The sequence below is a fragment of the Nocardia tengchongensis genome, from assembly GCF_054781395.1.
Genome location: NZ_BAAGUM010000003.1, coordinates 349,235 through 375,511, shown reverse-complemented (window position 1 = coordinate 375,511; position 26,277 = coordinate 349,235). Strand labels below are relative to the sequence as shown.

The 26,277-nt window shown below is 67.7% G+C and carries 27 protein-coding genes and 1 pseudogene; 12 read left to right on the top strand and 16 right to left on the bottom strand.

Translation table 11 applies throughout. From position 1 onward, the window contains the following. The first annotated feature begins 96 nt into the window (after nt 1–96). Nucleotides 97–2,406 carry a HelD family protein gene (locus ACYVKL_RS04685; RefSeq protein WP_379170837.1) on the top strand — a complete coding sequence of 770 codons (2,310 nt, stop codon included), beginning with the start codon at nt 97–99 and terminating at the stop codon, nt 2,404–2,406. Nucleotides 2,407–2,495: 89 nt separating this feature from the next. Here the strand turns inward: ACYVKL_RS04685 and ACYVKL_RS04680 are convergent, their stop codons facing one another. The 3 genes from ACYVKL_RS04680 to ACYVKL_RS04670 all read right to left on the bottom strand — a co-directional run bounded on the left by ACYVKL_RS04680 (nt 2,496) and on the right by ACYVKL_RS04670 (nt 4,669). Further along, entirely contained in the window at nt 2,496–2,948 is a 453-nt protein-coding gene (locus tag ACYVKL_RS04680) for a universal stress protein (RefSeq protein ID WP_213560603.1), read from the bottom strand. A 348-nt stretch (nt 2,949–3,296) separates the two neighbouring features. Then, a complete protein-coding gene (locus ACYVKL_RS04675; RefSeq protein ID WP_379170840.1) occupies nt 3,297–3,716 on the bottom strand; it encodes a DoxX family protein in 420 nt (139 codons plus the stop codon). Nucleotides 3,717–3,805: 89 nt separating this feature from the next. Beyond that, the gene (locus ACYVKL_RS04670; protein ID WP_379170842.1) at nt 3,806–4,669 is read right to left on the bottom strand and encodes a DUF6597 domain-containing transcriptional factor; all 864 of its coding nucleotides are present in this window, start codon (nt 4,667–4,669) and stop codon (nt 3,806–3,808) included. A 56-nt stretch (nt 4,670–4,725) separates the two neighbouring features. On the opposite strand from ACYVKL_RS04670, the gene ACYVKL_RS04665 reads away from it, so the two are divergent. Further along, the gene (locus ACYVKL_RS04665) at nt 4,726–5,208 is read left to right on the top strand and encodes a VOC family protein (RefSeq protein ID WP_213560600.1); all 483 of its coding nucleotides are present in this window, start codon (nt 4,726–4,728) and stop codon (nt 5,206–5,208) included. A gap of 146 nt (nt 5,209–5,354) precedes the next feature. Here the strand turns inward: ACYVKL_RS04665 and uvrB are convergent, their stop codons facing one another. Beyond that, nucleotides 5,355–7,520, bottom strand: a complete 2,166-nt coding sequence (gene uvrB, locus ACYVKL_RS04660; protein WP_379170844.1) for an excinuclease ABC subunit UvrB — start codon at nt 7,518–7,520, stop codon at nt 5,355–5,357. Nucleotides 7,521–7,906: 386 nt separating this feature from the next. On the opposite strand from uvrB, the gene ACYVKL_RS04655 reads away from it, so the two are divergent. Next, nucleotides 7,907–8,491 carry a DUF402 domain-containing protein gene (locus tag ACYVKL_RS04655; RefSeq protein WP_357202611.1) on the top strand — a complete coding sequence of 195 codons (585 nt, stop codon included), beginning with the start codon at nt 7,907–7,909 and terminating at the stop codon, nt 8,489–8,491. Nucleotides 8,492–8,559: 68 nt separating this feature from the next. Here ACYVKL_RS04655 and ACYVKL_RS04650 read toward each other — a convergent pair whose 3' ends face one another. Further along, nucleotides 8,560–9,024 carry a hypothetical protein gene (locus tag ACYVKL_RS04650; RefSeq protein ID WP_213560597.1) on the bottom strand — a complete coding sequence of 155 codons (465 nt, stop codon included), beginning with the start codon at nt 9,022–9,024 and terminating at the stop codon, nt 8,560–8,562. A 212-nt stretch (nt 9,025–9,236) separates the two neighbouring features. On the opposite strand from ACYVKL_RS04650, the gene ACYVKL_RS04645 reads away from it, so the two are divergent. After that, nucleotides 9,237–9,761, top strand: coding sequence for a ribonuclease FAU-1 family protein (locus ACYVKL_RS04645; RefSeq protein ID WP_213560596.1), 525 nt, complete (start codon nt 9,237–9,239; stop codon nt 9,759–9,761). Nucleotides 9,762–9,839: 78 nt separating this feature from the next. Here the strand turns inward: ACYVKL_RS04645 and coaE are convergent. Continuing rightward, nucleotides 9,840–10,784: pseudogene (coaE, locus tag ACYVKL_RS04640) on the bottom strand (dephospho-CoA kinase); the annotation flags it as partial. Between the two features lie 271 nt (nt 10,785–11,055). On the opposite strand from coaE, the gene ACYVKL_RS04635 reads away from it, so the two are divergent. Then, entirely contained in the window at nt 11,056–11,274 is a 219-nt protein-coding gene (locus ACYVKL_RS04635; protein ID WP_379170848.1) for a hypothetical protein, read from the top strand. A 176-nt stretch (nt 11,275–11,450) separates the two neighbouring features. On the opposite strand, the gene ACYVKL_RS04630 is transcribed toward ACYVKL_RS04635, so the two are convergent. Continuing rightward, the gene (locus ACYVKL_RS04630) at nt 11,451–12,977 is read right to left on the bottom strand and encodes a phospholipase C (protein ID WP_379170849.1); all 1,527 of its coding nucleotides are present in this window, start codon (nt 12,975–12,977) and stop codon (nt 11,451–11,453) included. A gap of 141 nt (nt 12,978–13,118) precedes the next feature. Continuing rightward, nucleotides 13,119–14,585 (bottom strand): 30S ribosomal protein S1, encoded by a 1,467-nt coding sequence (rpsA, locus tag ACYVKL_RS04625; RefSeq protein WP_357202601.1) that lies wholly within the window; start codon nt 14,583–14,585, stop codon nt 13,119–13,121. Nucleotides 14,586–14,878: 293 nt separating this feature from the next. Between rpsA and ACYVKL_RS04620 the strand changes: the two genes are divergently transcribed. Further along, nucleotides 14,879–15,748, top strand: a complete 870-nt coding sequence (locus tag ACYVKL_RS04620; RefSeq protein WP_379170851.1) for a class I SAM-dependent methyltransferase — start codon at nt 14,879–14,881, stop codon at nt 15,746–15,748. Between the two features lie 25 nt (nt 15,749–15,773). Then, nucleotides 15,774–15,953, top strand: coding sequence for a hypothetical protein (locus ACYVKL_RS04615; RefSeq protein WP_379170853.1), 180 nt, complete (start codon nt 15,774–15,776; stop codon nt 15,951–15,953). Here ACYVKL_RS04615 and ACYVKL_RS04610 read toward each other — a convergent pair whose 3' ends face one another. The 3 genes from ACYVKL_RS04610 to ACYVKL_RS04600 form a co-directional block, all read right to left on the bottom strand. After that, complete coding sequence (locus ACYVKL_RS04610; protein ID WP_169815404.1) at nt 15,954–16,118, bottom strand: type II toxin-antitoxin system antitoxin; 165 nt, start codon at nt 16,116–16,118, stop codon at nt 15,954–15,956. Further along, nucleotides 16,118–16,852, bottom strand: coding sequence for an SPFH domain-containing protein (locus ACYVKL_RS04605; RefSeq protein WP_379171450.1), 735 nt, complete (start codon nt 16,850–16,852; stop codon nt 16,118–16,120). Before ACYVKL_RS04605 ends, ACYVKL_RS04610 begins: the two co-directional genes overlap by 1 nt. A 209-nt stretch (nt 16,853–17,061) precedes the next feature. After that, nucleotides 17,062–18,426: an FAD-binding oxidoreductase gene (locus tag ACYVKL_RS04600; RefSeq protein ID WP_379170855.1), complete on the bottom strand. Its 1,365-nt coding sequence runs from the start codon at nt 18,424–18,426 to the stop codon at nt 17,062–17,064. 70 nt (nt 18,427–18,496) lie between these two features. Here ACYVKL_RS04600 and ACYVKL_RS04595 point away from each other — a divergent pair, with 70 nt between their 5' ends. After that, nucleotides 18,497–19,438, top strand: coding sequence for a LysR family transcriptional regulator (locus ACYVKL_RS04595; RefSeq protein WP_379170857.1), 942 nt, complete (start codon nt 18,497–18,499; stop codon nt 19,436–19,438). Here ACYVKL_RS04595 and ACYVKL_RS04590 read toward each other — a convergent pair. After that, a complete protein-coding gene (locus ACYVKL_RS04590; RefSeq protein ID WP_379170859.1) occupies nt 19,396–19,851 on the bottom strand; it encodes a DUF4383 domain-containing protein in 456 nt (151 codons plus the stop codon). The genes ACYVKL_RS04595 and ACYVKL_RS04590 overlap by 43 nt on opposite strands. Nucleotides 19,852–19,986: 135 nt before the next feature. Here ACYVKL_RS04590 and ACYVKL_RS04585 point away from each other — a divergent pair, with 135 nt between their 5' ends. Then, nucleotides 19,987–20,412 (top strand): helix-turn-helix domain-containing protein, encoded by a 426-nt coding sequence (locus tag ACYVKL_RS04585; RefSeq protein WP_379170861.1) that lies wholly within the window; start codon nt 19,987–19,989, stop codon nt 20,410–20,412. Then, nucleotides 20,409–21,248, top strand: coding sequence for an alpha/beta fold hydrolase (locus ACYVKL_RS04580; RefSeq protein ID WP_379170863.1), 840 nt, complete (start codon nt 20,409–20,411; stop codon nt 21,246–21,248). Before ACYVKL_RS04585 ends, ACYVKL_RS04580 begins: the two co-directional genes overlap by 4 nt. A 50-nt stretch (nt 21,249–21,298) precedes the next feature. Here ACYVKL_RS04580 and ACYVKL_RS04575 read toward each other — a convergent pair whose 3' ends face one another. The 4 genes from ACYVKL_RS04575 to ACYVKL_RS04560 form a co-directional block, all read right to left on the bottom strand. Then, nucleotides 21,299–22,051, bottom strand: a complete 753-nt coding sequence (locus ACYVKL_RS04575; RefSeq protein ID WP_379171452.1) for an amino acid ABC transporter ATP-binding protein — start codon at nt 22,049–22,051, stop codon at nt 21,299–21,301. A 90-nt stretch (nt 22,052–22,141) separates the two neighbouring features. Continuing rightward, a complete protein-coding gene (locus ACYVKL_RS04570) occupies nt 22,142–23,080 on the bottom strand; it encodes an amino acid ABC transporter permease (protein ID WP_357202577.1) in 939 nt (312 codons plus the stop codon). 5 nt (nt 23,081–23,085) lie between these two features. After that, nucleotides 23,086–23,991 carry an ABC transporter substrate-binding protein gene (locus ACYVKL_RS04565; protein ID WP_379170865.1) on the bottom strand — a complete coding sequence of 302 codons (906 nt, stop codon included), beginning with the start codon at nt 23,989–23,991 and terminating at the stop codon, nt 23,086–23,088. 152 nt (nt 23,992–24,143) lie between these two features. After that, nucleotides 24,144–25,229 carry an isocitrate/isopropylmalate dehydrogenase family protein gene (locus ACYVKL_RS04560; protein ID WP_379170867.1) on the bottom strand — a complete coding sequence of 362 codons (1,086 nt, stop codon included), beginning with the start codon at nt 25,227–25,229 and terminating at the stop codon, nt 24,144–24,146. A gap of 93 nt (nt 25,230–25,322) precedes the next feature. On the opposite strand from ACYVKL_RS04560, the gene ACYVKL_RS04555 reads away from it, so the two are divergent. Next, complete coding sequence (locus ACYVKL_RS04555) at nt 25,323–25,844, top strand: 2'-5' RNA ligase family protein (RefSeq protein ID WP_357202569.1); 522 nt, start codon at nt 25,323–25,325, stop codon at nt 25,842–25,844. A 62-nt stretch (nt 25,845–25,906) separates the two neighbouring features. Beyond that, complete coding sequence (trxA, locus tag ACYVKL_RS04550) at nt 25,907–26,275, top strand: thioredoxin (protein WP_357202567.1); 369 nt, start codon at nt 25,907–25,909, stop codon at nt 26,273–26,275. Nucleotides 26,276–26,277: the final 2 nt, after the last annotated feature.

The window sequence follows — 26,277 nt, the reverse complement described above, 5'->3', positions numbered from 1 at the left end:
ACAACTCTGTTCTCGATGCTTCGCGTGCCGTGCCCGAACGGCTGACGTGGTGAACAAGGAGTTCCCGTATTGCCCGACCACACCGAGGAGCGTTCCGTGCCCGATTCCGCTGACGCGGCATCCCCGGACCTGGAACGCGAGCAGCAGTACCTCACGAAGCTCTACGAACAGCTCGACGGCATGCGCGCCTACGCCCAGCGGCGGCTGCGCACCGTCCTGCTGGAGACCGGCGGCACCCCGCAGGCGCGCAGCGAGCGCGAATCGTTCACCCAGCTCTACTCCGAGGACCTGTCCAAGTACGACGCCGCCGAGCACGGCCTGTGCTTCGGCCGCATCGACATCGCCGCGGGCCAGCCGGGCGCCAACGGGGACGCCACCACCAACGGCGACGGTGAGAACCGCTACATCGGCCGAATCGGCATCCTCGACGAGAGCGCCGACTACGAGACGCTGCTGCTGGATTGGCGCGCTCCCCTGGCCCGCCCGTTCTACCTGGCCACCACCGCCGCGCCCGACGGCGTGACCCGCCGCCGCCACATCCGCTCCCGCAACCGCAAGGTGACCGGGGTCAACGACGAGTACCTGGACCTCGACGCCGCCGTGCGCGCCGGCGTGGTCGGCGGCGACGGCGGCGTGGGCAGCGAGAGCGCGCTGCTGGCCGCGCTCAACGCGGCCCGCACCGGGCACATGAACGACATCGTCGAGACCATTCAGAGCGAGCAGGACGCCATCATCCGATCCGAGCACAAGAGCGTGCTCGTGGTGCAGGGCGGGCCCGGCACCGGCAAGACCGCGGTGGCGCTGCACCGCGCGGCGTACCTGCTGTACACCTACCGGCAGCAGCTGGACAAGGCCGGCGTGCTCATCATCGGCCCGAACTCCACCTTCCTCGACTACATCGGCCAGGTGCTGCCCTCGCTCGGTGAGACCGGCGTGCTGCTGTCCACGGTGGGCAATCTGTATCCGGGAGTGCAGGCGACACTGGAGGATTCGCTGCGCGCCGGGGAGCTCAAGGGCTCCCTCGAGATGCTCGAGGTGCTCAAGAAGGCGGTGCGCGACTGGCAGGACGTGCCGCGCGAGACCATCCCGCTCTACTTCGACGGGCACCAGCTGGAACTGGACCGCAAGATCGTCACCAAGGCCCGCGGCCGGGCCCGCTCCTCGCGCCGCCCGCACAACCTGGCCCGGCCCATCTTCGCCGCCGCCGTGGTCGACGCGCTCACCGATCAGCTGGCCGCCGCCATCGGTTCCAACCCGCTGGGCGGGCGAAACCTGTTGAGCCAGACCGATCTCACCGAGATCCGCGACGAGATGCGGGCCGACACCGAGATCCAGCGCGCCATCGCCGGACTGTGGCCCATCCTCAGCCCGCAGGAGGTGCTGGGCGGACTCTGGGCCGACCCGAGACGCCTGGCCAACGCCGCCGGACAGCTCAGCGCCGCCGACCGCGCCGAACTGCGTCGCTCCGACAGCGGCGAGTTCAGCGACGCCGACGCCCCGCTGCTCGACGAGCTGGCCGAATTGCTCGGCATCGACGACAGCGAGGAACGCGAGCGGTCCCGCCGCCGCTGGCGCGCCCAGCTGGCCGAGGCCCAGGACGCCCTCGACATCCTGACCGGTTCCGCGCCACAGGATCTCGAGGACGACCTCGACCCCGAACTGCTCATGGCCTACGACCTGATCGACGCCTCGCAGCTGGCCGAACGCCAGCAGGTGCGGACCCGGCAGACCACCGCCGAACGCGCCGCCGGGGATCGCACCTGGACCTACGGTCACGTCATCGTGGATGAGGCGCAGGAGCTTTCGGCCATGGCCTGGCGAATGGTCATGCGCCGCATCCCGAATCGGTGGATCACCGCGGTCGGCGACGTCGCCCAGACCGGCGATCCGGCCGGGGCGTCGTCGTGGCAGCAGGTGCTGGAACCGTATGTGGCCAAGCGCTGGAAGCTCACCGAGCTGACCGTCAACTACCGCACGCCCTCGGAGATCATGGCGGTGGCCGGCGACGTGCTGGCCGCCATCGACCCGGCCGCGCCCGCGCCGCGCTCGGTCCGCGACTCGGGCTTCGCGCCCACCGCCACCCGGGTGGCGGTCACCATGCTGGCCGACGAGATCAAGCGCCTGCTGGTGGCCGAGGCCGAGCAGCCGGGCACCACGGCGGTCATCGTGCCGCACGACCTGGCCACCGAACTCGGTCACCTGACCGATGATTCGGTGCGGGTGCTGACCGTCCACGACGTCAAAGGTCTGGAATTCGATGCTGTCATCCTCGCCGAACCGCATCGGATCCTGAACGAATCGCCGCGTGGACTCAACGACCTGTACGTGGCGCTGACCCGCGCCACCCAGCGACTGGCCGTGGTGCACTCCGAGGACCTACCCGAGGTGCTGCACCGGCTGCGCTGACCCGCGCGGCCGAGCGGATCGCCCCCCGCGAACGAGAAAGCGGCCGAGCCCAATCGGGCTCGGCCGCTTCTGCGTCTGCTGAGCAGGTATCAGCGCACGGTGTGCACGATCAGCACGTCGCAGCGCGACTTGCGCGCCACGTCCGAGGGCACCGAGCCGAGCAGGCGGCCGGCCAGGGTGTTGAGGCCGCGGTTACCGACGACCAGCAGGTCGGCGTCCACGTCCTTCACCAGGTCCAGCAGCGACTCGACCGGCTCGCCGACCACGGGCTTCTCCACGACGTTCACCGCGCCCAGGGCGACGGCCTTGTCCCGCGCGACCCGCAGGATCTCACTGGTGGGCGCGGAGCCGCGCACCTGGTAGGCCTCGTCCTTCAGCACGTCCGCGGCCGCGGCGACATCGCGGTCGTCGGTCGGGAAGTAGGCGCAGGCGATGTACAGCGTGGCGCCCTCGTCGCCGGCCAGAGCCGCGGCCCGCTCGACGGCGACGTACGACGAGTCCGAGCCATCGGTACCGACGACGATCGTCCGGTAGGCGGTCATTTCTCCTCCAAGTACAAGGGTCGGGGCCGCGGATTCCTCGATAGTGGGGTTTTCACCGCGGCAACTTCGCCTGACAATAGCGGCATAACCGGCGGAAATATTCGATATCGCAACACATCACACTCCGTGGCGTGATCCGGGCGTGTGACTTTCCCGTCCCGCCCCGAACACGGCCCCGGCTACCAGCGAATTCCCCGACGGTGGCGACGGGGAACACACAATGCCAACAGCGTTGCACGCCTAGGAGATTGGTCACAAGCCCGAAAATCCCGGGGTCGTTCGTTGTGTCCGATCACAACGAACGACCCCGGAAACAGTGACCTCGTATTGCCGATCGCTGCCGATTTCCTACGAGAGGCTGAAAAGCGGTCCGGTGAGCGTCAATCCGAGATCGTGGCCGGTGTGGGCGAAGAAGGCGAACAGCATGAGCGCCGCGCCCGCCAGGGCGATGTCCTTGTTGAAGTTGACCATCTCGGCCTGTTTCGCCTCCGGGTCGGTCTCCTTCCAGAAGGCGTGCATCAGGAAGGCGGTCGGCACCAGGAACAGGATCAGCAGCAGCGCGCCCAGGTCGGCCCAGACGCCCAGAAGCACGCTCAGCCCACCGGCGAGCAGCAGCACGCCCGAGGCCGGCACCGCCAGCGTGGGCATCGGAATCCCCTTGAACTGTGCGTACTGCGCCATCGCCTCGCGTTGGGCCAGATGCCCGAAACCAGAGCCCAGGAACAGCAATGCGAACAGGATTCGTCCGATCAATACCAGCACGTCCATGGCCCGCTCCTTCGATGATCGATCTGCCAATGGATGACATGGCAACCAACCTCATCAGGTTCGCGATTATTCCCGGACCAGCCGGTTTGTCACGATGGTAGCGAGATCCGGGCGTACTCCAGCGGAGGCATTCCGATCTCCTTGGCGAACTCGTTGGAGAAGTGCGCCTGATCGAAATAGCCGAGCTCGAGGGCCAGCGCGGCCAGGTCCGAGGTGCGGCCCTCGGCCAGCAGGTGCGCGCCGTCCTGCAGGCGATAGCGGCGCAGCACCCACTTCGGGCCCGCGCCGACATAGCGGCGGAACAAGCGTTGCAGGGTGCGGACCGGGATGTCGAAACGCTCGGTGACCTGGTCGACCCGGGTCAGGTCGCGATCATGTTCCATGGCCTCGATGATCGCCAGCACCTGGCGGTAGGCGCGCTGGTCCCCCTCGGCGCCCTGGGCGGCCACCAGGAAATCCTCGATCAGCTCGCGGCGGCGCAGGGTGTCCTCGGTGGCGAGCACCGCCTCGGCCAGCGCGTCGGCGGCCGGGAAGATCTGGGCCGCGGGGACCGAGGTGTCGCTCAGCGCGCCCACGTCCAGTCCCGTGAACGCGCCGAACCCGCCGGCCCGGAACTTGACCCCGAACGTCTCACCCGCCCCGGCCAATTCGCGCACGTACTTGGTGGTCCACACGCCGGTGACGAAGGCGCCCGTGCGTTCGTGGGTGCGTTCGAAGGTCAGGTTCACGCAGGGGTACGGCAGCACCTCGGCGAGGAAGGGCGGCTCGCCCCGCCGGTCCCAGCGGACCGCCCAGTACCACTCGACGTAGCGCGCGACCCGTTTGCCCGCGGGCAGCCGGGCATGGTTGTTGGCCGCGTTCTGCTGGCGCGGCCGCAGGATGCCCTTCGCGGTCTCCGGTGGGGGCACCGGCCGTGGCGCGAAACGGTTTTCGGCATTGTCAGCGCTGGTCATCGCCCCTGTCGCTTTCTTACAAGACCATCACGGCCGCGCCGAGGAAGGTAGTTGCCATGAGCGACACAGTGAATCCGATTCCGCAGGACTACCACTCCATCACCTGCTTCCTGGCCGTCCCCGACGCCAATGCCGCCATCGACTTCTACTCCGCGGTCTTCGGCGCGAAAGTGCTGAGCCGCAACGATCTTCCCGACGGCCAGGCCGCCCACGCCGAACTCCTGATCGGCGACTCCACCATCCAGGTCGGCATGCCCATGCCCGACGAGGGCCTGCGCGCCCCCGCCGACGACTGGGTCCACACCAGCGTGGTGCACTACTGCCCCGACGTCGACGCGGTCTCGAAGCTGGCCACCGACAACGGCGCCCGCTTCGTCTCCGAACCCCAGACCTTCGTCACCGGCGACCGCTACGGCCGCGTCATGGACCCCTTCGGCCACCGCTGGATCGTGATGACCCGCGTCGAGGACGTCTCCCGCGAAGAGGCCGAGCGCCGCGTAAACGAATGGATGGCTAGCGCCGCCTCCCCGAGCCTTTAGCGGACGGCTCAGAGCCGCCGGCACCGGGCAACCCGTGCCGGCGGTCTGGTGCCGAACCGATTGTGGACGTACCCGGCGAGTTACCCCGGTCGCCCCGAAATCAGTTGTCGCGCCGACATTCGATTCCACGCCGAAGGTCGTACGTCTCACGACAGTCCGGCGGCGTCCATGCCGCGTAGTTCCTTCTTGAGGTCGGCGATCTCGTCGCGGAGGCGGCCGGCCAGCTCGAACTGGAGCTCGCGGGCCGCGTTCATCATCTGCGCGGTCATGTCCTTGATCAGGTCGGCGAGTTCGGCGCGCGGCATGTTCTTCACGTCGCGGCCCTCGTAGACGCCCGCGCTCACCGCCCGGCCGGGCTCGCCCTGGGCGCGGCGGCCGCGGCTGACATTGCGGCCCGAACCGCCCACCTCGACCTCGGTCTCCTCGGCCTCGCGGTACACCTGGTCGAGAATGTCGGCGATCTTCTTGCGCAAGGGTTTCGGGTCGATGCCGCGTTCTTCGTTGTAGGCGACCTGCTTGGCGCGGCGGCGCTCGGTCTCGTCGATGGCGTGGCGCATGGAGTCGGTGATCTTGTCCGCGTACATGTGGACCTCACCGGACACATTGCGGGCCGCGCGGCCGATGGTCTGGATGAGGCTGGTGGAGGAGCGCAGGAAGCCCTCCTTGTCCGCGTCCAGAATGGCGACCAACGAGACCTCGGGCAGGTCCAGACCCTCACGCAGCAAGTTGATGCCGACCAGTACGTCGTATTCACCCAGCCGCAACTGCCGCAGCAATTCGACGCGGCGCAGGGTATCGATCTCCGAGTGCAGATAACGCACCCGCACACCGAGTCCCAGCAGATAGTCGGTGAGATCCTCGGCCATCTTCTTGGTCAGCGTGGTGACCAGGACGCGTTCGTCACGTTCGGTACGCAGCCGGATCTCGTGCACCAGATCGTCGATCTGCCCCTTGGTCGGCTTGACCTCCACGTGCGGATCCACCAGACCCGTCGGGCGAATGACCTGCTCGACGAATTCGCCTCCGGTCCGGCCCAATTCGTACGGGCCGGGCGTGGCCGACAGGTACACCGCCTGCCCGATCCGGTCGGCGAACTCCTCCCAGGTGAGCGGCCGGTTGTCCACCGCCGACGGGAGCCGGAAGCCGTACTCGACCAGGTTCCGCTTGCGGGACATGTCGCCCTCGTACATGCCGCCGATCTGCGGGACGGTCACATGCGATTCATCGATGACGAGCAGGAAATCCTCGGGGAAGTAATCCAGCAGGGTGGCCGGGGCGGTGCCGGCCGCACGACCGTCGATATGCCGCGAATAATTCTCGATGCCCGAGCAGAAACCGACCTGCTTGATCATCTCCAGATCGTATTGGGTGCGCATCCGAAGCCGTTGCGCCTCCAGCAATTTGCCCTGCTTCTCCAAATCCGCGAGCCGCGTCTCGAGTTCGGCTTCGATGTCGCGCACCGCGCGCTCCATCCGGTCCGGACCCGCCACATAATGGGTGGCCGGGAAAATGCGGACCATATCCACCTGCCGCACCACATCACCGGTCAGCGGATGCAGATAGTAGAGCGCCTCGATCTCGTCACCGAAGAATTCGATGCGCACCGCCAATTCCTCGTACGAGGGAATGATTTCGACGGTGTCGCCGCGGACCCGGAAACTGCCGCGGGTGAACGACATGTCGTTGCGGGTGTATTGCACGTCGACCAGCAATCGCAGCAGCCGGTCCCGATCGATCTCGGTGCCCACCTCCAGCTGCACCGACCGATCCAGATAGGACTGCGGCGTGCCGAGGCCGTAGATGCACGACACCGACGCGACCACCACCACGTCGCGGCGCGAGAGCAGGCTCGAGGTCGCCGAGTGGCGCAGCCGCTCCACGTCGTCGTTGATCGAGCTGTCCTTCTCGATGTAGGTGTCGGTCTGGGCGATGTACGCCTCGGGCTGGTAGTAGTCGTAGTACGAGACGAAGTACTCGACCGCGTTGTTGGGCAGCATCTCGCGCAGCTCGTTGGCCAGCTGCGCGGCCAGCGTCTTGTTCGGCGCCATGACCAGGGTCGGGCGCTGCAATCGCTCGATCAGCCAGGCCGTGGTGGCGGACTTGCCGGTGCCGGTGGCGCCCAGCAGCACCACGTCCTTCTCCCCCGCCCGGATCCGGCGCTCGAGCTCCTCGATGGCGGCCGGCTGGTCACCGGCGGGAACGTGTTCGCTGACCACCTGGAACTGGCTGTCGGTCCGCTCGACCTCGCCGATGGGCCGATGTTCGGAATGGGCCAGCGGCAGGTCGTCCGGGATCTCGGTTGCGAAAGCCATGGCACCAGCCTAGGACGCCCCACCGACAAGTTCCGGTCGCTGTGCCGCCTCTCCGCGCCTTCAGCGGCCGGCCGAGAGCCGTCAACCGTTCCCAACCCGTGCCGGCGGCCGGGTGCCGAACCAATTTTGGACGTCCCCGGCGAGTTACCCTCGCCTCACGAAATCAGTCGTCGCCTCGGGCCGCACATGAGACCATTCCTCATGGCCCGCACACGACTTCGTAAACCGTCGGTAAATGTCCGAATTGACCGTTACCCCAATGGGTTTCACGTTACCGGGGGCGTCGCGATGTCGCGTAGATCTCAGTCCGTTCGCGGCGGTTTGAATCCCGGCTTCCAGGTGTACTCTGAGCTCGCTGGTCGCACGATTCGAAAAGAGGCAGGGCGATGACCGGTTTGTTTACGCCACAGCGGAATTCCACCAATGGCGCGCGCCCGCACCGGACGACCGATGACACTCCCGTGGTGTCCCCGCATCGCCCCAGGCTCGAATACTTCAATCTCGCGGATCTGTCGTGGACCGATTATCGCGGGTTTCTGCATCCCGTGGAGCGCATACACACCGAACCGTTCGGTCTGTATATCGAACGGACAGTGGACAATCCGCGCTACCACTACGTCGAGTCCTGGCTGCTGCCCGAGTTGTCACTGCGCGCCACGGTCTATCACCTGCGCCCGGGCCACGATCGGACGCAGACCCACTACCTCGACATCGGCGACTACGGCCCGTGCGAGAACAAGAAGTGGCGGGCCGAGAGTCACTACCTGCACGTGGTGGCCCGCCCCGGCCGCGCGCCCGAGCTGCTCGGCATCGACGACCTGCTGACCGCGCACGCCGCGGGACAGTTCGACACCGCGCGCACCCATCAGGCCATCGAGCGGGCCGCGGCCGTGGTGGACGGCCTGGCGGCCTGCAGTCACGACGTCGACCGCTGGCTGGCCGGGCAGGGCATCACCCTCACCTGGCTCTGAACGCGACAACGCCCGGTCCGGATGAGCCCGGACCGGGCGTCTGCGATGCGGGGATCTCCGCCCTCCGACTAGCCGGAGATGCTCGGCAGCAGGCCCGACAGGCTCGGGATCAGGTTGCTCGAGCCGCCGCTCAGACCGCAGCCGACGCTGCCGGTGCTGGTCAGCGGGTTGGCCGGCGCCACATCGACGTCGATCGACTTCGAGATCAGGGTCTGGGTCACGGTCAGCGTGTGCTTGCCCGCGGTGCTCGGCGTCCAGTTGATGGTGACCTTGCCGCTCAGCAGCGACGGGGTCACGGGGCTGCCGGGGAGCTCGGACCCGTTGTCCCGGAAGGCCACCGACAGCAGGCGGTCGACGTCGATGCTCGCGGTCAGCGTGTAGGAGCAGCCGACATTGTGGCTGGTGCCGGAAACTTCCAGGCCGGTCGGCCACGCGCCGGCCTGAGGCGCGGCCAGGATGATGGTCCCGGCCACCGCGCCGAAGGTCGTGACGCCCATGCCGAGCCGGCGGGCACGGGTTTTCTGTTCGCTCATGCAGGTATTCCCTTACGGTTGAGTCGCCCGCCCACGTCCGGCGGGTCGTCGTGCGCGACGATACAGCGCAACCGAACAATAGCGAAACATGCACGCTTCAGATAGTGTTTTCGGAATATTCGCCCCGCTCGGCCCCCGATTCCAGCAATCTGCGAGCGACGCCACGATCGCTCCCCTGGACGACCGCCGCCGGACACGCGATGCTGAATGGCATGACTCGCGCGCCCGCGGTGGATCTACACCGACCCAAGGTGGAGTACTTCAATATCGACGAGCTCACCAATATCGATCCCAAGGGTTTCGTGCGGCAGGTCGAGCGATATCAGGTGGAGCCGTGGGGGCTGTACATGGCCCGCACCTCCGACCATCCCGAATTCCACTACATCGAATCCTGGCTGCTGCCCAGCGTGTCGCTGCGCGCCACCGTCTTCCACTTCACCCCCGCGCACCTGCGCGACCAGGACTACTACATCGACATCGGCGAATTCGCGCAGGTCGGACCCAAGCGGTGGAAGTCGGTCGACCACTACCTCGACCTGGTGGTGCGCCAGGGCCGCGAGGTGGAGCTGCTCGATGTGGACGAGCTGCTCGCCGCCCATGCCGCCGACTATCTCACCCTGACCGAGGCCCAGCAGGCCATCGAGTCGGCCACCGCGACGATCGACGGAATCGCCGCGCACGGCCACAGTTTCGAAGCCTGGCTGGCCGCCCAGGGCATCACCCTGACCTGGATGTAGACCGACGCATGCGGGGCCGTCCACACCGAGTGGTGTGGACGGCCCCGACTCGTCGATTCAGTCGCCGACGATCAGATTGACCGCACGCCCCGGATCGGTGTTGGCGTGCAACCGCTCCCCCGCCCCGAGCCGCACCTCCGCGGCGATCGGGTCGTCGGCGGCGACCGGCGGAAAACCGATGTCCGCCAGGCGATCCCGGAGCGCCTCGGCGGTGACGCCGGCCGCGACCGTGATCCGGATGTCGAGGACGTCGGCGGCCGGCTTGCCGGGCACCGCGGTCGGCCCGATGTGGTCGATGCTCGCCGCGTCCGCGCCGCACGCCACGGCGAGCCGCGCGATCACCCGCCGCGCCTGCGCGAACCACTCCGGATTCGCTTCTGCCACGGGCAGTTCCGGCCGGGCGGCGGGGGTGCGGGTGCGCAGATTGCGTTCGAACGGGATCAGGCGCTCGTCCCACAACCGGTGCACCTCGGCGTCGATCAGGCCGCTCGCGCCATTGTTGTCGAGCAGGACGTCGGCGGTGGCGTGCCGCTGGGCGTCGGTGGCCTGGGCGGCGATGCGGGCGCGGGCGTCGGCCTCGTCGATGCCGCGGAACTCCACCAGCCGGCGCAGCCGGGTCTCCTCGGCGGCGTCCACGATGACCACCAGGTTCATGAACGGGGCGAGGCCGTTCTCCACCAGCAGCGGAATGTCCTGCACCACAATGCCGTCGGCGGGCGCGGCCGCGATGAGTTCGGCGGTGCGCTTGCCGACCAGCGGGTGGGTGATGCCGTTGAGGGTGGCGCGGGCCTCGTCGGAGGCGAAGGCCTTGGCCGCCAGGGCCGGTCGATCGAGGCTGCCGTCCGGGGCGAGGATGTCGTCGCCGAACGCGGCGGCGAGCGCGGCCAGGCCCGCGCTGCCGGGGGCGACCACCTCGCGCGCGATGACATCGCTGTCGACGAGCACGGCACCGCGCTCGGTGAGAATGCGGGCCACGGTGGACTTGCCCGCGCCCATGCCTCCGGTGAGACCGATTCGCAACATTCGATCAGTCTCGCACCGATGCCGATTCCGGTGAGCGGCCGGGGTTACCCAGGCCGGCCTGGGGTTTTCACCTGCAAGCACAGTCCTTGCCCGTTCCGTGATGCCGGTGAGATCATTTCGCAACTTTTCCGGCCAATCCCGACCGTTTGTCGGCAACATTCCGACACGCCGGGGTACACGCCCCGCAAAATTCGGTAAGGCACACTTTTGTTCGGCTATCGTTCGCCCCAGGCGATATTAGGCCGGTTCACACGCAAGAGAAGGAATATCAGTGGGCACCAAGAAACTCCAGACGGGTCGCCACCGCCTGGGCCTGGCGGGTACGGTGCATTGCATCGAGATCCCCGCTGTCGCAGCCGCTCTCGCCGAGCACGGACGGTCCTGGCTGACCGCGTTGTTCAGCCCGGCCCGGCACAGCGCGACGGCCAGGCGAAAACCGTCACCCGAGGCCGGCGTCGTCCCGCGCTGGGTGCCCGCGACCGCGGCCTGACCCCGCACCGACCCGGCTCCGCGCCCCCGGCCGTCTCCGAAGCCGGAAGATCCAGCGCCGCCTGCTGATTCGCCGCATACACGCACAGTGGCTCGGTCCATAACCGGACCGAGCCACTGTGTTGTGCGCGTGTCTCCCGATGCGGCACCGGTGATGACCCGGTGCCGCCGGATCGGCTACACGATCAGGCCGCTGGGCCGCCGCCGGGTGCCGGGATCCTGCCGCGGCATTTCGTTCGGCGGCACCGGATACGGGGCGCCGACGGTCGCGGTGCCCAGCGCGATGTTCGGACCGCACTGCGCGATCGCGTCATCGACCTTTCGATCCGCCGGCGCGAACACCGGTTTCGAGGCATCCGGGCCCGACCCGAAGTCGAAGGCCGAGGTCATATCACCGGTCACGCTGCGCCGCCACGCCGTCAGGTTGGGCACGTCGACCCCGAAGCGGCGCTCGATGAGCCGCAGCTGCGAGGTGTGGTCGAAGGTCTCCGAGGCGACCAGGCCACCGCGACTGTAGGGCGAGATGACCAGGCCCGGCACCCGGTAGCCAAGCCCGATCGGACCGGTGATGCCCTCGAACTTCTTGTCGACCGGCACGGTGATGTACTCCCCCGGCGTGCCCGCGGGCGCGGTCGGCGGGGTGACGTGGTCGAAGAAGCCGCCGTTCTCGTCGTAACTGATGATCAGCGCGGTCTTCTCCCACACCGCCGGATTCGAGGTGAGGATGTCGAGCACCTGCATGATGCCGACCGCACCGAAAGCCGGTGGCAGCGCGGGGTGTTCGCAGTTCAGCAGCGACGGAATCACCCAGGACACGGCCGGCAGCTGGTTGGCGGCGACGTCGGCGGCGAAGTCCTGCGGGTAGGCCGGGGCCTTACCGCGCCGGGCCAGTTCGGAATTGGGGTCCGCGGCCTGCTTGAAGCAGCCCATCATGCCGTCCAGGATCACCGACGACAGCGGACCGACGTCCCGGTTGTTGTAGATCTTCCAGCTGACCCCGGCGTCGGAGAGGTTCTCCGGCATGGTTCGCCAGCTGTAGGCGTTCTGCGGGATCAGGGTCGGCGTCTCGAGCAGCGGACCGCCGTTGCGGCCGTCCGGATCGATGGTGGCCGACATCCAGTAGAGGCGGTTGGGGTCGGTCGGGCCGAGCACCGAGCAGTGGTAGTTGTCGAGCAGGGTGAAGGCATTGGCCAGGTCCCAGTGCACGGGGATGTCGGCCTGGGTGTAGTAACCCATTGCGGCGGGACCGTTTCCGGCGCCCACCGACGCGATCGACATGGGCATCCAGCCGTCGTTGCGGCCGTTGTTCCACGCCTTGTGCATGGCCGCCCAGCTGTGGTCCGGGTCGTTGATGCATTCGCCGTCGAGGCTCGCGCCACGGGTGGTGTCGAGGCGGAACGGGTTGAGGAAGCCGTCCGGGGTGGGGCCGACGCCGGGGGTGTAGCCGTACTGGTTCCAGGCCGGGGACGGGTCGTCGAAGCCGCGCACGCCCGACATGGTGCCGAAGTAGTGGTCGAAGGAGCGGTTCTCCTGCATGAGCAGCACGATGTGCTCGATGTCGCCGAGTCCGCCCATACCGGCCGGGTCTGCGGCGTAAGCCTTTTCGATGATCGGGCCGGCGATCGAGGCGAGTGCGCCCGCACCGCCCGCTGCCATGGCTTTCGCCAGGAAATCCCGCCTGTTGACTCCGGCGAACACGCCCATGCTCCGGTAGTACCTTCCGCTAGAAGTGACAGTGACAGTGCATTGAACCCGTCGAACGTAACCGGGTCATTAACGCAAAACGAAGGTCCCCTGGTCAATTGACCAGGGGACCTTCGTTATCGCTTAACGCGGATCAGCGAATCAGGCGTTGCCCGACAGCTTCTCACGCAGCGCGGCCAGCTGCGCATCGCTCGCGAGCGAGCCACCGGCCGGCTCCGAGGAGGACGAAGCGGCAGCCTGGGCGCCCGACTCCGAGGAGTAGTTCGACGGTCCACCGTTGGCAGCCTCGGCGGCGGCGTCGGCGGCCATCTTCTCCATCTGAGCGGTGTGCATCTTGTGGCGACGCTCGGCCTCGGCGTACCGGGTCTCCCACTCTTCACGCTGCTTCTCGAAACCTTCGAGCCATTCGTTGGTCTCGGAGTCGAAGCCCTCGGGGAAGATGTAGTTGCCCTGGTCGTCGTAGCTGTCGGCCATGCCGTACTTCGACGGGTCGAACTCGGCGGTGTAGTCCTCGTTCGCCTGCTTCAGCGACAGCGAGATCCGGCGACGCTCGAGGTCGATGTCGATGACCTTGACCATGGCGTCGTCGCCGACGGCCACGACCTGGTCCGGGACCTCCACGTGGCGCTCGGCCAGCTCGGAGATGTGCACCAGGCCCTCGATGCCCTCTTCGACGCGCACGAACGCACCGAACGGAACCAGCTTGGTGACCTTACCCGGGACGATCTGGCCGATCGCGTGGGTGCGGGCGAACTGACGCCACGGGTCTTCCTGGGTCGCCTTGAGCGACAGGGAGACACGCTCGCGGTCGAGATCGACGTCGAGAACCTCGACGGTGACCTCGTTGCCGACCTCGACAACCTCGGACGGGTGGTCGATGTGCTTCCAGGACAGCTCGGAGACGTGCACCAGGCCGTCGACGCCACCCAGGTCCACGAAGGCACCGAAGTTGACGATGGAGGACACGACGCCCTTGCGGACCTGGCCCTTCTGCAGCTGGTGCAGGAACTCGCTGCGGACCTCGGACTGGGTCTGCTCGAGCCAGGCGCGACGCGACAGGACCACGTTGTTGCGGTTCTTGTCGAGCTCGATGATCTTGGCCTCGATCTCCTTGCCGACGTACGGCTGGAGGTCGCGGACGCGACGCATCTCGACCAGCGAAGCCGGGAGGAAGCCGCGCAGACCGATGTCCAGGATCAGGCCGCCCTTGACGACCTCGATGACGGTGCCCTTGACGGCCTCGTCCTTCTCCTTGAGCTCCTCGATCGTGCCCCAAGCCCGCTCGTACTGAGCGCGCTTCTTCGACAGGATCAGGCGGCCTTCCTTGTCCTCCTTGGTGAGAACGAGGGCCTCGACCTCATCGCCCACGGAAACGACCTCATTGGGGTCGACATCGTGCTTGATGGACAGTTCGCGAGACGGGATCACGCCTTCGGTCTTGTAACCGATGTCGAGAAGGACCTCATCGCGATCGACCTTGACGATCGTGCCTTCGACGATATCTCCGTCGTTGAAGTACTTGATGGTCTTGTCGATGGCGGCGAGGAAGTCCTCGGCAGTGCCGATGTCGTTGACGGCAACCTGCGGCGAGGTGACAGTGGTGGGCATGTGTTGGGAGGCTCCGGACGGATTGTGGTCGGTAGTGGACATGTGGACTTTCGGTATTGCTGCGAACAGCAGGCGTTGGAACTAACGTTGTCATGCACAGCACGCGCTGCGACGGTGCACAACGCTGCCCTGCTGTAACTTCCAAAGACAGCTTGCGGACTCACAGCACGATTGTCTGCTCTACGCGGTCTCGAGAAACCGGGTACAGAAGACACTCGCGGAAAACAGCGTACGCGACGGGTGTTGTACCAAGCAAACATGGGTCCCATCGCAACCCTCGCTAGGGTGAGCTCATGTCCGAAGATCACTCTGCCACCCCCGACGACGCCCGGCACGCCGAGGCCAACGCCCTGCTCGGCACGGTGGGAGTGACCCGCGCCAAGGTCGATTCGCAATCCAGTGCGCGCGCCAGCCGCAAATGGTGGGACGCCGACGCGGCGGCCTACCACGACACGCACGCCGACTTCCTGGGCGTCGACTCCCCCGCCGGGGAGTTCGTGTGGTGCCCGGAGGGATTGCACGAGGGTGACTGGCATCTGCTCGGCGATATAGAAGGAAAGCGGATCCTGGAGATCGGCTGCGGCTCGGCCCCGTGCTCGCGTTGGCTGGCTTCGCACGGTGCGCACCCGGTCGGGCTGGACATCTCGCGCTCGATGCTGGACCGCGGTCTGGCCGCGATGGCCGCGGGTGGTCCGCGGGTCCCCCTGGTCCAGGCCGGCGCCGAGGATTTGCCCTTCGCCGACGCGTCCTTCGATCTGGCCTGCTCGGCGTTCGGCGGTGTCCCCTTCGTCGCCGACTCCGCGCGGGTGATGCGCGAAGTCCACCGCGTACTGCGCCCGGGCGGCCGCTGGGTCTTCTCCGTCAACCACCCCATGCGCTGGATCTTCCCCGACGACCCCGGCCCCGCCGGCCTGCGCGCCACCATCCCCTACTTCGACCGCACCCCGTACGTGGAGGTGGGCCCCGACGGCGAACCCACCTACGTCGAACACCACCGCACCATCGGCGACCGCGTCCGCGAGATCGTCGCCGCCGGCCTCACCCTGGTGGACATCATCGAACCCGACTGGCCGGAATGGCTCGACCGCGAATGGGGCCAGTGGAGCCCGCTCCGCGGCGAGATCTTCCCCGGCACAGCCATTTTCGTCACGGAGAAGCCGTAAGCCGTTCGGCCCGCCCGTAATACGAGTGCCGCACGGCGCCGGTGAAGCCGCGCATGAGGGCTCGGCCGATGCGGGGCAGTTGACGGTGACCTATCGGCCGGCCCTGCGCTACGACGACGGCCGAGCCGGAACCGAGCTGCGGCGGGCGCAGCTGGTCCGGCTCGGCGGGGGCTTCCTGATCGACAACGCCGACCTGGTGTCGTGATTACTTCGGTTCGCGCCCAACCTGTTTCAACGCCAGCCGGAGCGCGTATTCGATCTGGGCGTTGATGCTGCGCAGGTCGTCGGCCGCCCATTTGGCGATGGCGTCGTGGACGGCCGGATCCAGGCGCAGCAGGACGCGTTTCGGCTCACGCTTGGCGGCGGACATCAGGCGTAGAGGGTGCCGGCGTTGACCACGGGTGCGGCGGAGCGGTCTCCGCACAGCACGACCAGCAGGTTGGACACCATTGCCGCCTTGCGCTCCTCATCCAGATCGACCACGCCCTGTTCCGCGAGTCGGTCCAGGGCCATGCCGACCATACCGACCGCGCCTTCGACGATGCGGCTGCGGGCGGCGACCACCTGGGCGGCCTGCTGGCGGACCAGCATGGCCTGGGCGATCTCCGGCGCGTAGGCGAGGTGGGTGATGCGGGCCTCGATGATCTCGATGCCGGCCAGTTCGGTGCGGGCGCGCAGTTCGGTGGTGAGTTCCCCGGCGACCTCGGCGCCGTCGCGCAGGCTGGAGGTGTTCGAGTCATCGGTCTGGTAGGGGTGGGTGGTGGCCAGGTGCCGGACCGCGGTCTCGGACTGGGTGCGCACGAAGTCCTCGTAGTCGTCGACCGCGAAGGCGGCCTTGTAGCTGTCGACCACCCGGTAGACGACGACGGCGGCGATCTCGACCGGGTTGCCGTCGAGGTCGTTGACCTTCAGCTTCTGGGTCTCGAAGTTGCGGATCCGCAGCGAGATCCCGCGCCGGCTGGACAGCGGGGTCACCCAGTGGAATCCGGCCTCGTCGACCGATCCGATGTAGCGGCCGAAGAACTGGATCACCTTGGCCTGGTTGGGATTCACCGTGATGAATCCGCTGGCCGCCAGCACCGCCGCCAGGATGGTGACCGCCATCGCGACGCCGATGACCGTCCGCGCGGCCCCGTCCGCGCCGGTGCTCAGCGCGTGCGACTCCACCACGATTCCGATGACCAGCAGGACGAACACCCCCAGCATGAGGAAGCCGTTCAACCGGAACGCTCGACGCAACTCCATGACACTCTCCTAGTATCGAAGTGATATCACAACGATAGCGCGAGCCATCCCGGTTGAACAGTGCGAATTCAGCGGGGCCGGATGTTGCGGTTGTTGCGGAACAGGTTGGCCGGGTCGTACTGCGCCTTCAGCGCGGCCAGCCGGTCGTAGCCGGCGGCGCTGTACCCGGCGCGGGTCTGCGCCTCGTCGGCCTGGTCGCCGCTGCCGTAGAGGAAGTTGAGGTTGTGGCCGACGGTCCAGGGCTGCAACGTCTTTCGCACCAGCTCCAGCTGATCGCGCACCTGTTCGGCATTGCCCGGCTGCGGCATGGTCAGTACCCGCGCGATGTACTGCGCGTCGCGGTGGTCCATCGAGATGCCGTGCGGGCCCGGGCGGCTCAGCGCACCGCCCAGGTGCCGGAATCCGGCCACCGTCGGCAGCGCGGCGTCCGGGCCGGTCACCTCCAGGAAGGCGTCGGTGGCGTCGGCGGGCAGTTCGGCGAGCAATGCGTTGGTGGCGGTGTAGGCGTGCGGGTGGTCCGGATCCCGGTAGATGGCATGGCTTTCGGTGTAGGGCATCATCCGCAGGTCGTCGGTCATGCGCGCCCCGACCGCCCGCAGTGGCGCGACCAGGCGCTCGCCTTCCTCCGCGCTGCCGGTGAAGGCGATGTTGATGGTCGCCACGTACCGGCCCCGCAGATGCTCGGGCAGCTGCGGGATATCGGGGAAGGTCAGCATGGTGATGGCCGAGGTGACGGTCTCGGGCACGTCGTGGGTCCACAGCCGCCACGCCTCCAGCGCGGGGGCCACCAGCGCGGTGTCGAACTGCAACTGGCCGCCGTACACCTGGGCGACGGGCAGCAGGTCCAGTTCCAGCGCGGTGACGACGCCGAAGTTGCCGCCGGTGCCCAGCACCGCGCCGAACAGCTCGTCACCCGGAGTGAGAGTCCGCAGCCGGCCGTCGGCGGTGACGATCTCGATGGACCGCACATGTTCTGCGGCGTAACCGTATTCGCGGGCCAGGATGCCGACGCCGCCGCCGAGGATGTACCCGACCACGCCGACCGACAGCGAGGAGCCGTTCAAGGGCGCGAGGCCGTGCGCGGCGGCCGCTTCGATCAGCGCTCCGGCCTGCACACCCGCTCCGATGCGAGCGGTGCGCGCCTGCGCGTCGACGCGGATGTCGGTCAGCCTCCGGGTGGTGATGAGCACCCCGCCGTCGGTGGCGACCGAGAGGCCGTGGCCGGTGGCCTGCACCGCGATCGGAAGGCCGTGGCGCGCCGCGTATTCCACCGCGGCACGGACGTCCTCGGCGTGGGCCGCGGCGACGATCACGGCGGGCCGGTGGGTGTAGGCGGTCTGGAATCCGGCGATCTCGGCGTCGTAGCCGGTGTCGCCGGGCTGGAAGACCGGGCCGGTGGTGGCGGGCAGTTCGGTGATCGCTGTCTTCGTCATGACTTCACTCTGCGCGCGCCCGAACAAGAACTCCAACAGATAGATTTTCTCGTAGCTATAATCATCAGTTATGGAACTGCGTCAGCTGCGGTACTTCGTCACGGTCGCCGACGAGGCCAACTTCACCCGGGCCGCCGCGCGTCTGCACCTGGCCCAGCCCGGCCTGAGCGCGCAGATCAAGCAGCTGGAACGCGAACTGGGGCAACCGCTTCTGGACCGCTCGAGTCGCTCGGTCACCCTCACCCCGGTCGGTGCGGCGGTGTTGCCGATCGCCCGGGCGGCCCTGGAGCAGGTCGAGCGCATCACCCACACGGTCGACGAATTCACCGGACTGCTGCGCGGGCACGTACGGGTCGGGATGATCTCCGGCGCGGCCGGTGAGGAGATCGACCTGGCCCGGGTGCTGGCCGACTTCCATCGCGATCACCCGCAGATCGGCATCTCCCTCACCGAGGACGATTCCGAGACCATGTACGCCGCCCTGCGCCGCGGCGACCTGGATATCGGCCTGCTCAGCATCTCCGGCGATCTGGACGCCGACGTCCACTCCGAGACCGTCTACGACAGCCCGATCGTCGCCGCCGTCGCGACCGGCGCCGAGGGCTTCGGCGATCGAATCACCCTGGCGGAGTTGTGCACTCACCCGCTGGTCTGTCTGCCGCGCGGCACCGGACTGCGCGGACTACTCGAAACCTCGTGCGCCGCAGCGGGACTGACCCCCGAGGTGGCTTTCGAGGCCGCCGCTCCGTCGTTCCTGATCCGGCTGGCCGCACACGACTTGGGCGTGGCCGTCATTCCGCGGATCCCGCCGGAGGAGGCGGCCAGGCTCGGCATCCGCACCCTCGAGATCGACCCGGAAATGCGCGGCCGCCTGGTCCTGGCGTGGAGCGCCGAGCGCCCGACGAGCCCGGCCGCGAAAGTCCTGCTCGGCCAACTCCGCATCGCCCTCGCGAGCTGGAAGCGCCCGAGTCAGGCGAACACGGCTCGCAGACCGCGGTCGCGGACGGCCTGAACGCCGACCAGCGCCAGCAGCACGACGCCGGTCACGATGTGTTCGACGGCGTCGCTGCGGTGATGCGGGAAGCTGAACATCAAGACGTTGTGCGCGAAGAACGCCCAGACGCCGACCACGAATCCGCCTCCGACAGCAGCGATCACGCAGTACCAGGCGGCCCAGCGCTTGCGCAGGGCCGCGAAGAGCGCGGGCGTGAACAGCAGCAGGCCCGCCAGGCCGTGCCAGCCGTTGTAGTCCATGCCGAGAACCGGTGTGGCCGGCGCGTGTTCACCCATCGCGAAGCTGGGTTCGGCGATCCAGCCCGCGATCGCCCAGACGATGTGCACGACCCCGACCACCAGCACCGCCCATTGCAGGAAACTCCATCGCGTCCGCGCGATCGGACGCTCTGCTGCCGCTGTCATCTTCATGTCGCCGCCTCCCAACGGTGCGACCGAATATCTACTACAAACTGTAGTTGACTAGACAGCTCCCCGTAAGTGCTCACACAATTTACCTAACCTTCCCTATTGCAACCCCACATAGGGAAGGTTACGGTAGTTTTCGTGACCGATCGTCTCTACTCCGTCGAAGAAGTCGCCGAACGGCTCGGCCTGCACGTGCGTACCGTCCGCGGGTATGTGCGGGACGGGAAGCTGCCGGCCACCCGCATCGGCAAGCAGTACCGCATCACCCGGGCCGATCTGGAAGCTTTCACCGGCCTGCCCGCCCCCGAGGGCGGATCGGTTGCCCGGCAACGGTATTCGGAGGTCTCCAGCATCATCGAGGTCGACGCCGCCGATCCGGCGATCGCCGACCGGGTCGGCACGCTGCTGACCGCGGCGGCGGGCACCCGGACCGAGGAGGGGCAGCCGCTGCGGGTGCAGACCTTCTACGACCGGGAACGCGCCCGCCTGAAGGTCATTCTCGTGGGCGGCCTGGGCGACACCGCCCGGCTGCTCGAATACATGGAAGGAGTTCTCGCGTCGTGAGCGCGATCTACAAGTCCGAGGCCGGACGCGCCGCCATCGCGGCCCGCTACCAGGAACTGCTGCGCCGCTGGCCGGTCGCGGTCGAACAGCTGCACGTGCCGACCCGCGAGGGCGACACCTTCGTGCTCGCCTCCGGTCCGAAGGACGCACCGCCGGTCATCCTGTTGCACGGTTCGGGATCCAACTCGTCCACCTGGCTCGGCGACATCGCTTCCTGGGCAACGGATTTCCGCGTGTACGCGGTCGACATGGTCGGCGAGCCCGGCGGCAGCGCCGAAGCCCGGCCGGAGCTGGGGACCGAGGCCGTCGCACTGTGGCTCGACGATGTCCTGGCCGGACTCGATCTCCCGGCGGCGAGCTTCGTCGGCATGTCGCTGGGCGGCTGGACCGCCCTGGACTACGCGGTCCGCCGCCCGGACAAGGTCACCAAGCTCGCCCTGCTGTGCCCCGGCGGGATCGGCAAGCAGAAATTCGGCTGGATCTTCAAGAACCTGCTCGACCACCTGTTCAGCAACCACGACCTGCGCCGCTCGGCGGCCATCGTCACCGGCCTGAACCTCACCGACCACGCCGAGATCCTCGATGACGTGGCCTTGACGTTCACCCACTTCAATCCGCGCACCGGCAAGCTGCCCGTCTTCACCGACGCCCAGCTGAGCACCGTGACGATGCCGGTCCTGGTGATCGTCGGCGCGGACGACGTCATGTTCAAATCCGCCGACACCGCCCGCCGTGCCGGCGATTCCATGCCGGACGCGACCACCCAGGTGCTGCCCGGAGTCGGCCACGCCATCCTCGGCCAGACCGCACCGATCCTGGAGTTCCTCCGGAAATGACACGATCGGGGAGCTCCCGGCGGTGGGAGCTCCCCGATCGTGTCGTGCGGCTAGAGAATGCGCGAGAGGAACGCCTTGGTGCGGTCGTGCTGCGGATTGGCCAGCAGCTCACGGGGATTGCCCGCCTCCACGACCACGCCGCCGTCCATGAAGACCAGCTGATCGGCGACCTCACGGGCGAAACCCATTTCGTGGGTGACCACGACCATGGTCATGCCCGAGGCCGCCAGTTCGCGCATGACGCCGAGGACTTCGCCGACCAGCTCCGGGTCGAGCGCCGAGGTGGGCTCGTCGAAGAGCATCAGCTTGGGGTCCATGGCCAGCGCGCGGGCGATGGCCACGCGCTGCTGCTGACCGCCCGAGAGCTGAGCGGGATAGGCATCGGCCTTGTCCGCCAGGCCGACTCGGGCCAGCAGCTCCCGGGCCCGGGCCACCGCGTCAGCGCGCTTGAGCTTCTTGACCTGGGTCGGCGCTTCGATGATGTTCTCCAGCGCGGTGCGGTGCGGGAACAGATTGAAGTGCTGGAACACCATGCCGATATCGCGGCGCTGCTTGGCGGCGTCGCGCGGGTGCAGCTCGTAGAGCTTGCCGTTCTTCTCCCGGTAGCCGACCAGGTCGCCGTCCACGTAGAGGCGCCCGGCATTGACCCGCTCGAGATGGTTGATGCAGCGCAGGAAGGTGGACTTGCCCGATCCGGACGGGCCGATCAGGCACAACACCTCGCCGCGCTTGACCTCGAGGGTGATGCCTTTGAGCACATTGAGCGCGCCGAAGTTCTTGCACACGCGCTCGGCGCGCACCATGGGCACCGCCGAGGCCGGCAGCGCGTCCTCGATCAGCGGCGCGGCATCCTTCGAGAACGACATCGAGTCGTCGGACATATCAGCGTTCACCTATCCCGTTCCGCCGGCGACCTGCGCCTGGGCCAAGGCGCGCAACTGTTTCGCGGTCAGCTGCCGCGACGAACCCCGGGAGTAGTACCGCTCCAGGTAGTACTGGCCGATCATGAGCACGCTGGTGACGGCCAGATACCAGGTGGCGGCGACCAGCAGCAGCGGGATGGGCTGAAAGTTCACGCTGTAGATGTCGCGGGCCCGGCCGTAGAGGTCGGTGGTGAGCGGGATGGCCGTCACCAGCGAGGTCGTCTTCAGCATGGAGATGAGCTCGTTGCCGGTCGGCGGGATGATCACCCGCATGGCCTGCGGCAGCACCGTGCGGGTCATGGTCTGCGACCACGACATGCCCAGCGCCACCGACGCCTCGCGCTGCCCCTCGCCCACGGAATTGATTCCGGCGCGCACGATTTCGGCCATGTAGGCGGCCTCGTTGAGACCCAGGCCGATCATGGCGAAGAAGAACGGCGCCGACCAGTGCTGCACATCGAAGCTCGCGAACGACGGCCCGAACGGCACACCCACGGTGATGGTCTTGTACAGCGACGGGAACAGGCCCCAGAACACCAGCTGCACATAGACCGGCGTCCCGCGGAAGATCCACAAGTACGCCCACGCCACCGACCGCAGCACCGGATTCGGCGACAGGCGCATGACCGCCAGCAGCACGCCCAGCACCACGCCGATCAGCATGGCCAGCACGGTCAGTTCCAGAGTCACCAACGCGCCCTGGGCGATTCGCTTGTCACCGAGATACTTGAAGTAGGTGTTCCAGTGGTAGGCGTCGTTCGTCTTGGCGCCCCACACGAACAGGGCCAGGGCGATCAGGATGATCGCGGCGGCAATCCACCGGCCCGGCCGTCGCAGCGGAATCGCCTTGATCGGCTCGGGCTCGGCGCTCTCGACCGGCATCGAGAGGTGGTTCTTGTCCTGCGACATAGAGGTCAGCTGGCTCCGTTGATGACGGACTTGGTGATCGCGCCCTCCTGGACGCCCCAGTTCTCGGCGATCTTCTTGTACTGGCCGTTGTCCATCAGGTACTGCACGGCTTCCTGCAGCACCGGCGCCAGCGCGGAGCCCTTCTTGACCGGCCAGCCGTAGGGCGCGGAATCGAAGATCTTGCCGGCGGGCTCGATCTTGTCGCCGGCCTGCTTGATGGCGTAGGCGGTCACCGGGGAGTCGGCGGACATGGCGTCGACCTGGCCCTGCACCAGGGCGTTGGCGGCGGCGGACTGCTCGTCGTAGGCGACCTTCTGGATCTCCGGCTTGCCGGCGGCGACGCAGGCCTTGGACTTGGCCGGGATCTCGTCGGTGTCCTGAACGGTGGTGCGCTGCACCGCGACCCGCTTGCCGCAGGCATTGTCCGGGTCGACGGTCTTGCCCTTCTGCTGGGCCCACTGGCTGCCCGCGGAGAAGTAGTCGACGAAGTCGGCGGTGGCCTCGCGCTCCTTGTTGTCGGTGAAGGAGGACATGCCGAGGTTGTAGGTGCCGGCCTCGATGGAGGGGATGATCTTCTCGAAGTCGGCTTCCTTGTAGTCGGCCGACAGGCCCAGCACCTTGGCGACCGCGTCCATCAGGTCGACGTCGAAGCCGACGATTTTGCCGCTGCTCGGATCCCGGTACTCGTTCGGCTGATAGGGCACGTTGACGCCGACGGTCAGCTTGCCGGAGGACTTGATGTCGCCGGGCAGCTTGGCGGCGATGGTGTCGACCTTGGTGACATCGACCTTGGCCACCTCGGGACCGTTGGACTCGGAATTACTGGTACACGCGGTCAGCGCGAGGGCGCCACCGGCGACGACGACGACGGCCCGCAGGGCACGCCCGCGAAATGAATTACGAACAGACACAGCAGTCCTCCACAGTTCGGGTGCGCGACATCCGTGCGTCGCTCGCCGTTTGAAATGTAAGCGAGTGACACCGTCCGCGTCGGCCGGTAACCGAACATTAATCGGCGACACGCCTGCGCGTGGCCGAACACGCCCGGCCCGGAAGTGCGCGCTCACCAGCGGTGCAGCCGTGCGCGCACCTGCTCGGTGAATTCGGAGGTAGAGGCTAGCCCACCCAAATCGGACGTTGCAACACCAGCTCGCAACGTATCAGCAACCGCGTGTTCGATGCGGTCTCCGACCCGGCGCAACGCGCTGTAGTGATGGGTGCGGCTCATCCAGTGCAGCATCGCCGCGGCGGAGTTGAACAGCGCCACCGGGTTCGCCCGATTGCGCCCGGCCAGCGTCGGGGCCGCCCCGTGCACGGCCTGCGCCATGATCTGGGTATCGGAGCAGTTCACCGAGGCGGCCATGCCCAGCGAACCACTCAGTTCACCCGCCAGATCGGACAGGATGTCGCCGAAGAGATTCTCGGTGACGATCACGTCGTAGTCCCCCGGCGCGCGGACCAGATGCGCGGCCGCCGCGTCCACGTGCTCGTCGTTCACCTCGATCTCCGGGTACTGCGCGGCCACCTCATAACAGATGTCGCGGAACATGCCCATGGTCATGGGCAACACATTGGCCTTGTGCACCACGGTCAGCTTCTTGGAGCGTTCACCGGCGATCTCGAACCCCAGGTGCGCGATCCGCTCGATCGCGGCCCGGGTGAACACGCCGACCGACAGCGCGACATCGCGCGAGGGCTGAAACTCGCCGGAGCCGGCGGCCATATTGCGGTCGGCGTAGAGGCCCTCGGTGTTCTCGCGCAGGATCAGCAGATCCATGTCCGTGGCGAGCGAGCGCACCCCCTCGAGGGTGCGGGCGGGCCGGATATTGGCGTAAAGGCCGAATCGTTTGCGGACCGCGCCCGCCGGCGGCAGCCCGGCCCGATGTTCGGGAGCGTAGGAGGCGCTGTCGTGCGGGCCCATGATCCAGGCGTCGAGTTCGGCCAGACCGGCGAGGGTCTGCTCGGGCACCGGGCTGCCGTACTGCTCGATCCCCGCGTGGCCCAGCGGCAACACCACCCATTCCACCGGCGGCAGGCCCGTGGTCGCGAACGCCTCGTCCACCACATCCCGGGTGGCGCGGACGATTTCGGGGCCGATGCCGTCGCCCTCCAGCAGACCCAGCCGGGTTCGAGTGTCGCTCTCGCTCATGGCTGCCATCCTCGCGCAACCCCCGCCACGGCCGCGCCCCGGCACACACGGCCACGCCTGTTTCGAGACCTGGGCGGGTAAATTCGACAGACGATGGTGCAATCGGTGGAGCTGGTGCTGGACGCGACGTCCGAGGCCGAGGTGCGGCGGCAGTGGGCGGCGCTGAGCGAACTCGGGCTGCACACGCCCGGACCCGGATACCGGCCGCACATCACCATGGCGGTGGCCGAGGAGATCTGGCCGCGACTGGACAAAGCCTTGGCGCAGCAGGACTTCCGGCCGTTCCAGGTCCGTCTCGGCGGACTGCTCGTCTTCGGCACGCATGCGCCCGTGCTGGTGCGAGCGGTGGTGCCGTCCGCACCGCTGATCTCCTTGCAGCACAGGCTCTTCCGGGTGGTCTCGGACTGCCCGGGCATCCCGGGCAACGTGCGCCCCGACAGCTGGACGCCGCACGTCACCCTGGCCCGGCGGTTACGGCCCGGCCAGTTCGACGCCGCGCTGGGCGCGGTGGCAACCGACAAGGACCTGCGGGTTACCGTGGAGGACATCCGGCGATGGGATGGTGCCCGGCGCGTCGAATGGTCCGTGACCGCGGGACACCGGCCCGCCCCGTAGCCCGGGGAAGATAACCACAGGGCCCGGCGTTGGACCGGGGACATCGATCACGAGAGGACACCATGGCCACCCAGACCCTGACCGAACAGAACTTCGACGAGGTAGTCACCGGCAACGACGTGGTTCTCGTCGACTTCTGGGCCTCGTGGTGCGGCCCGTGCCGCAGCTTCGCCCCCACCTTCGAGAAGTCCTCCGAGACGCACCCCGACGTGGTGCACGCCAAGGTCGACACCGAGGATCAGCAGGGCCTGGCCGCCGCGGCCAACATCCGCTCGATCCCGACCATCATGGCCTTCCGCGAAGGCGTGCTCGTCTTCGCCCAGCCGGGCGCGCTGCCCCCGGCCGCGCTCGAGGATCTGGTCACCCAGGTGAAGGCCCTCGACATGGACGAGGTCCGCAAGCAGCTCGCCGAGCAGGAGCAGGCCAAGTAGGC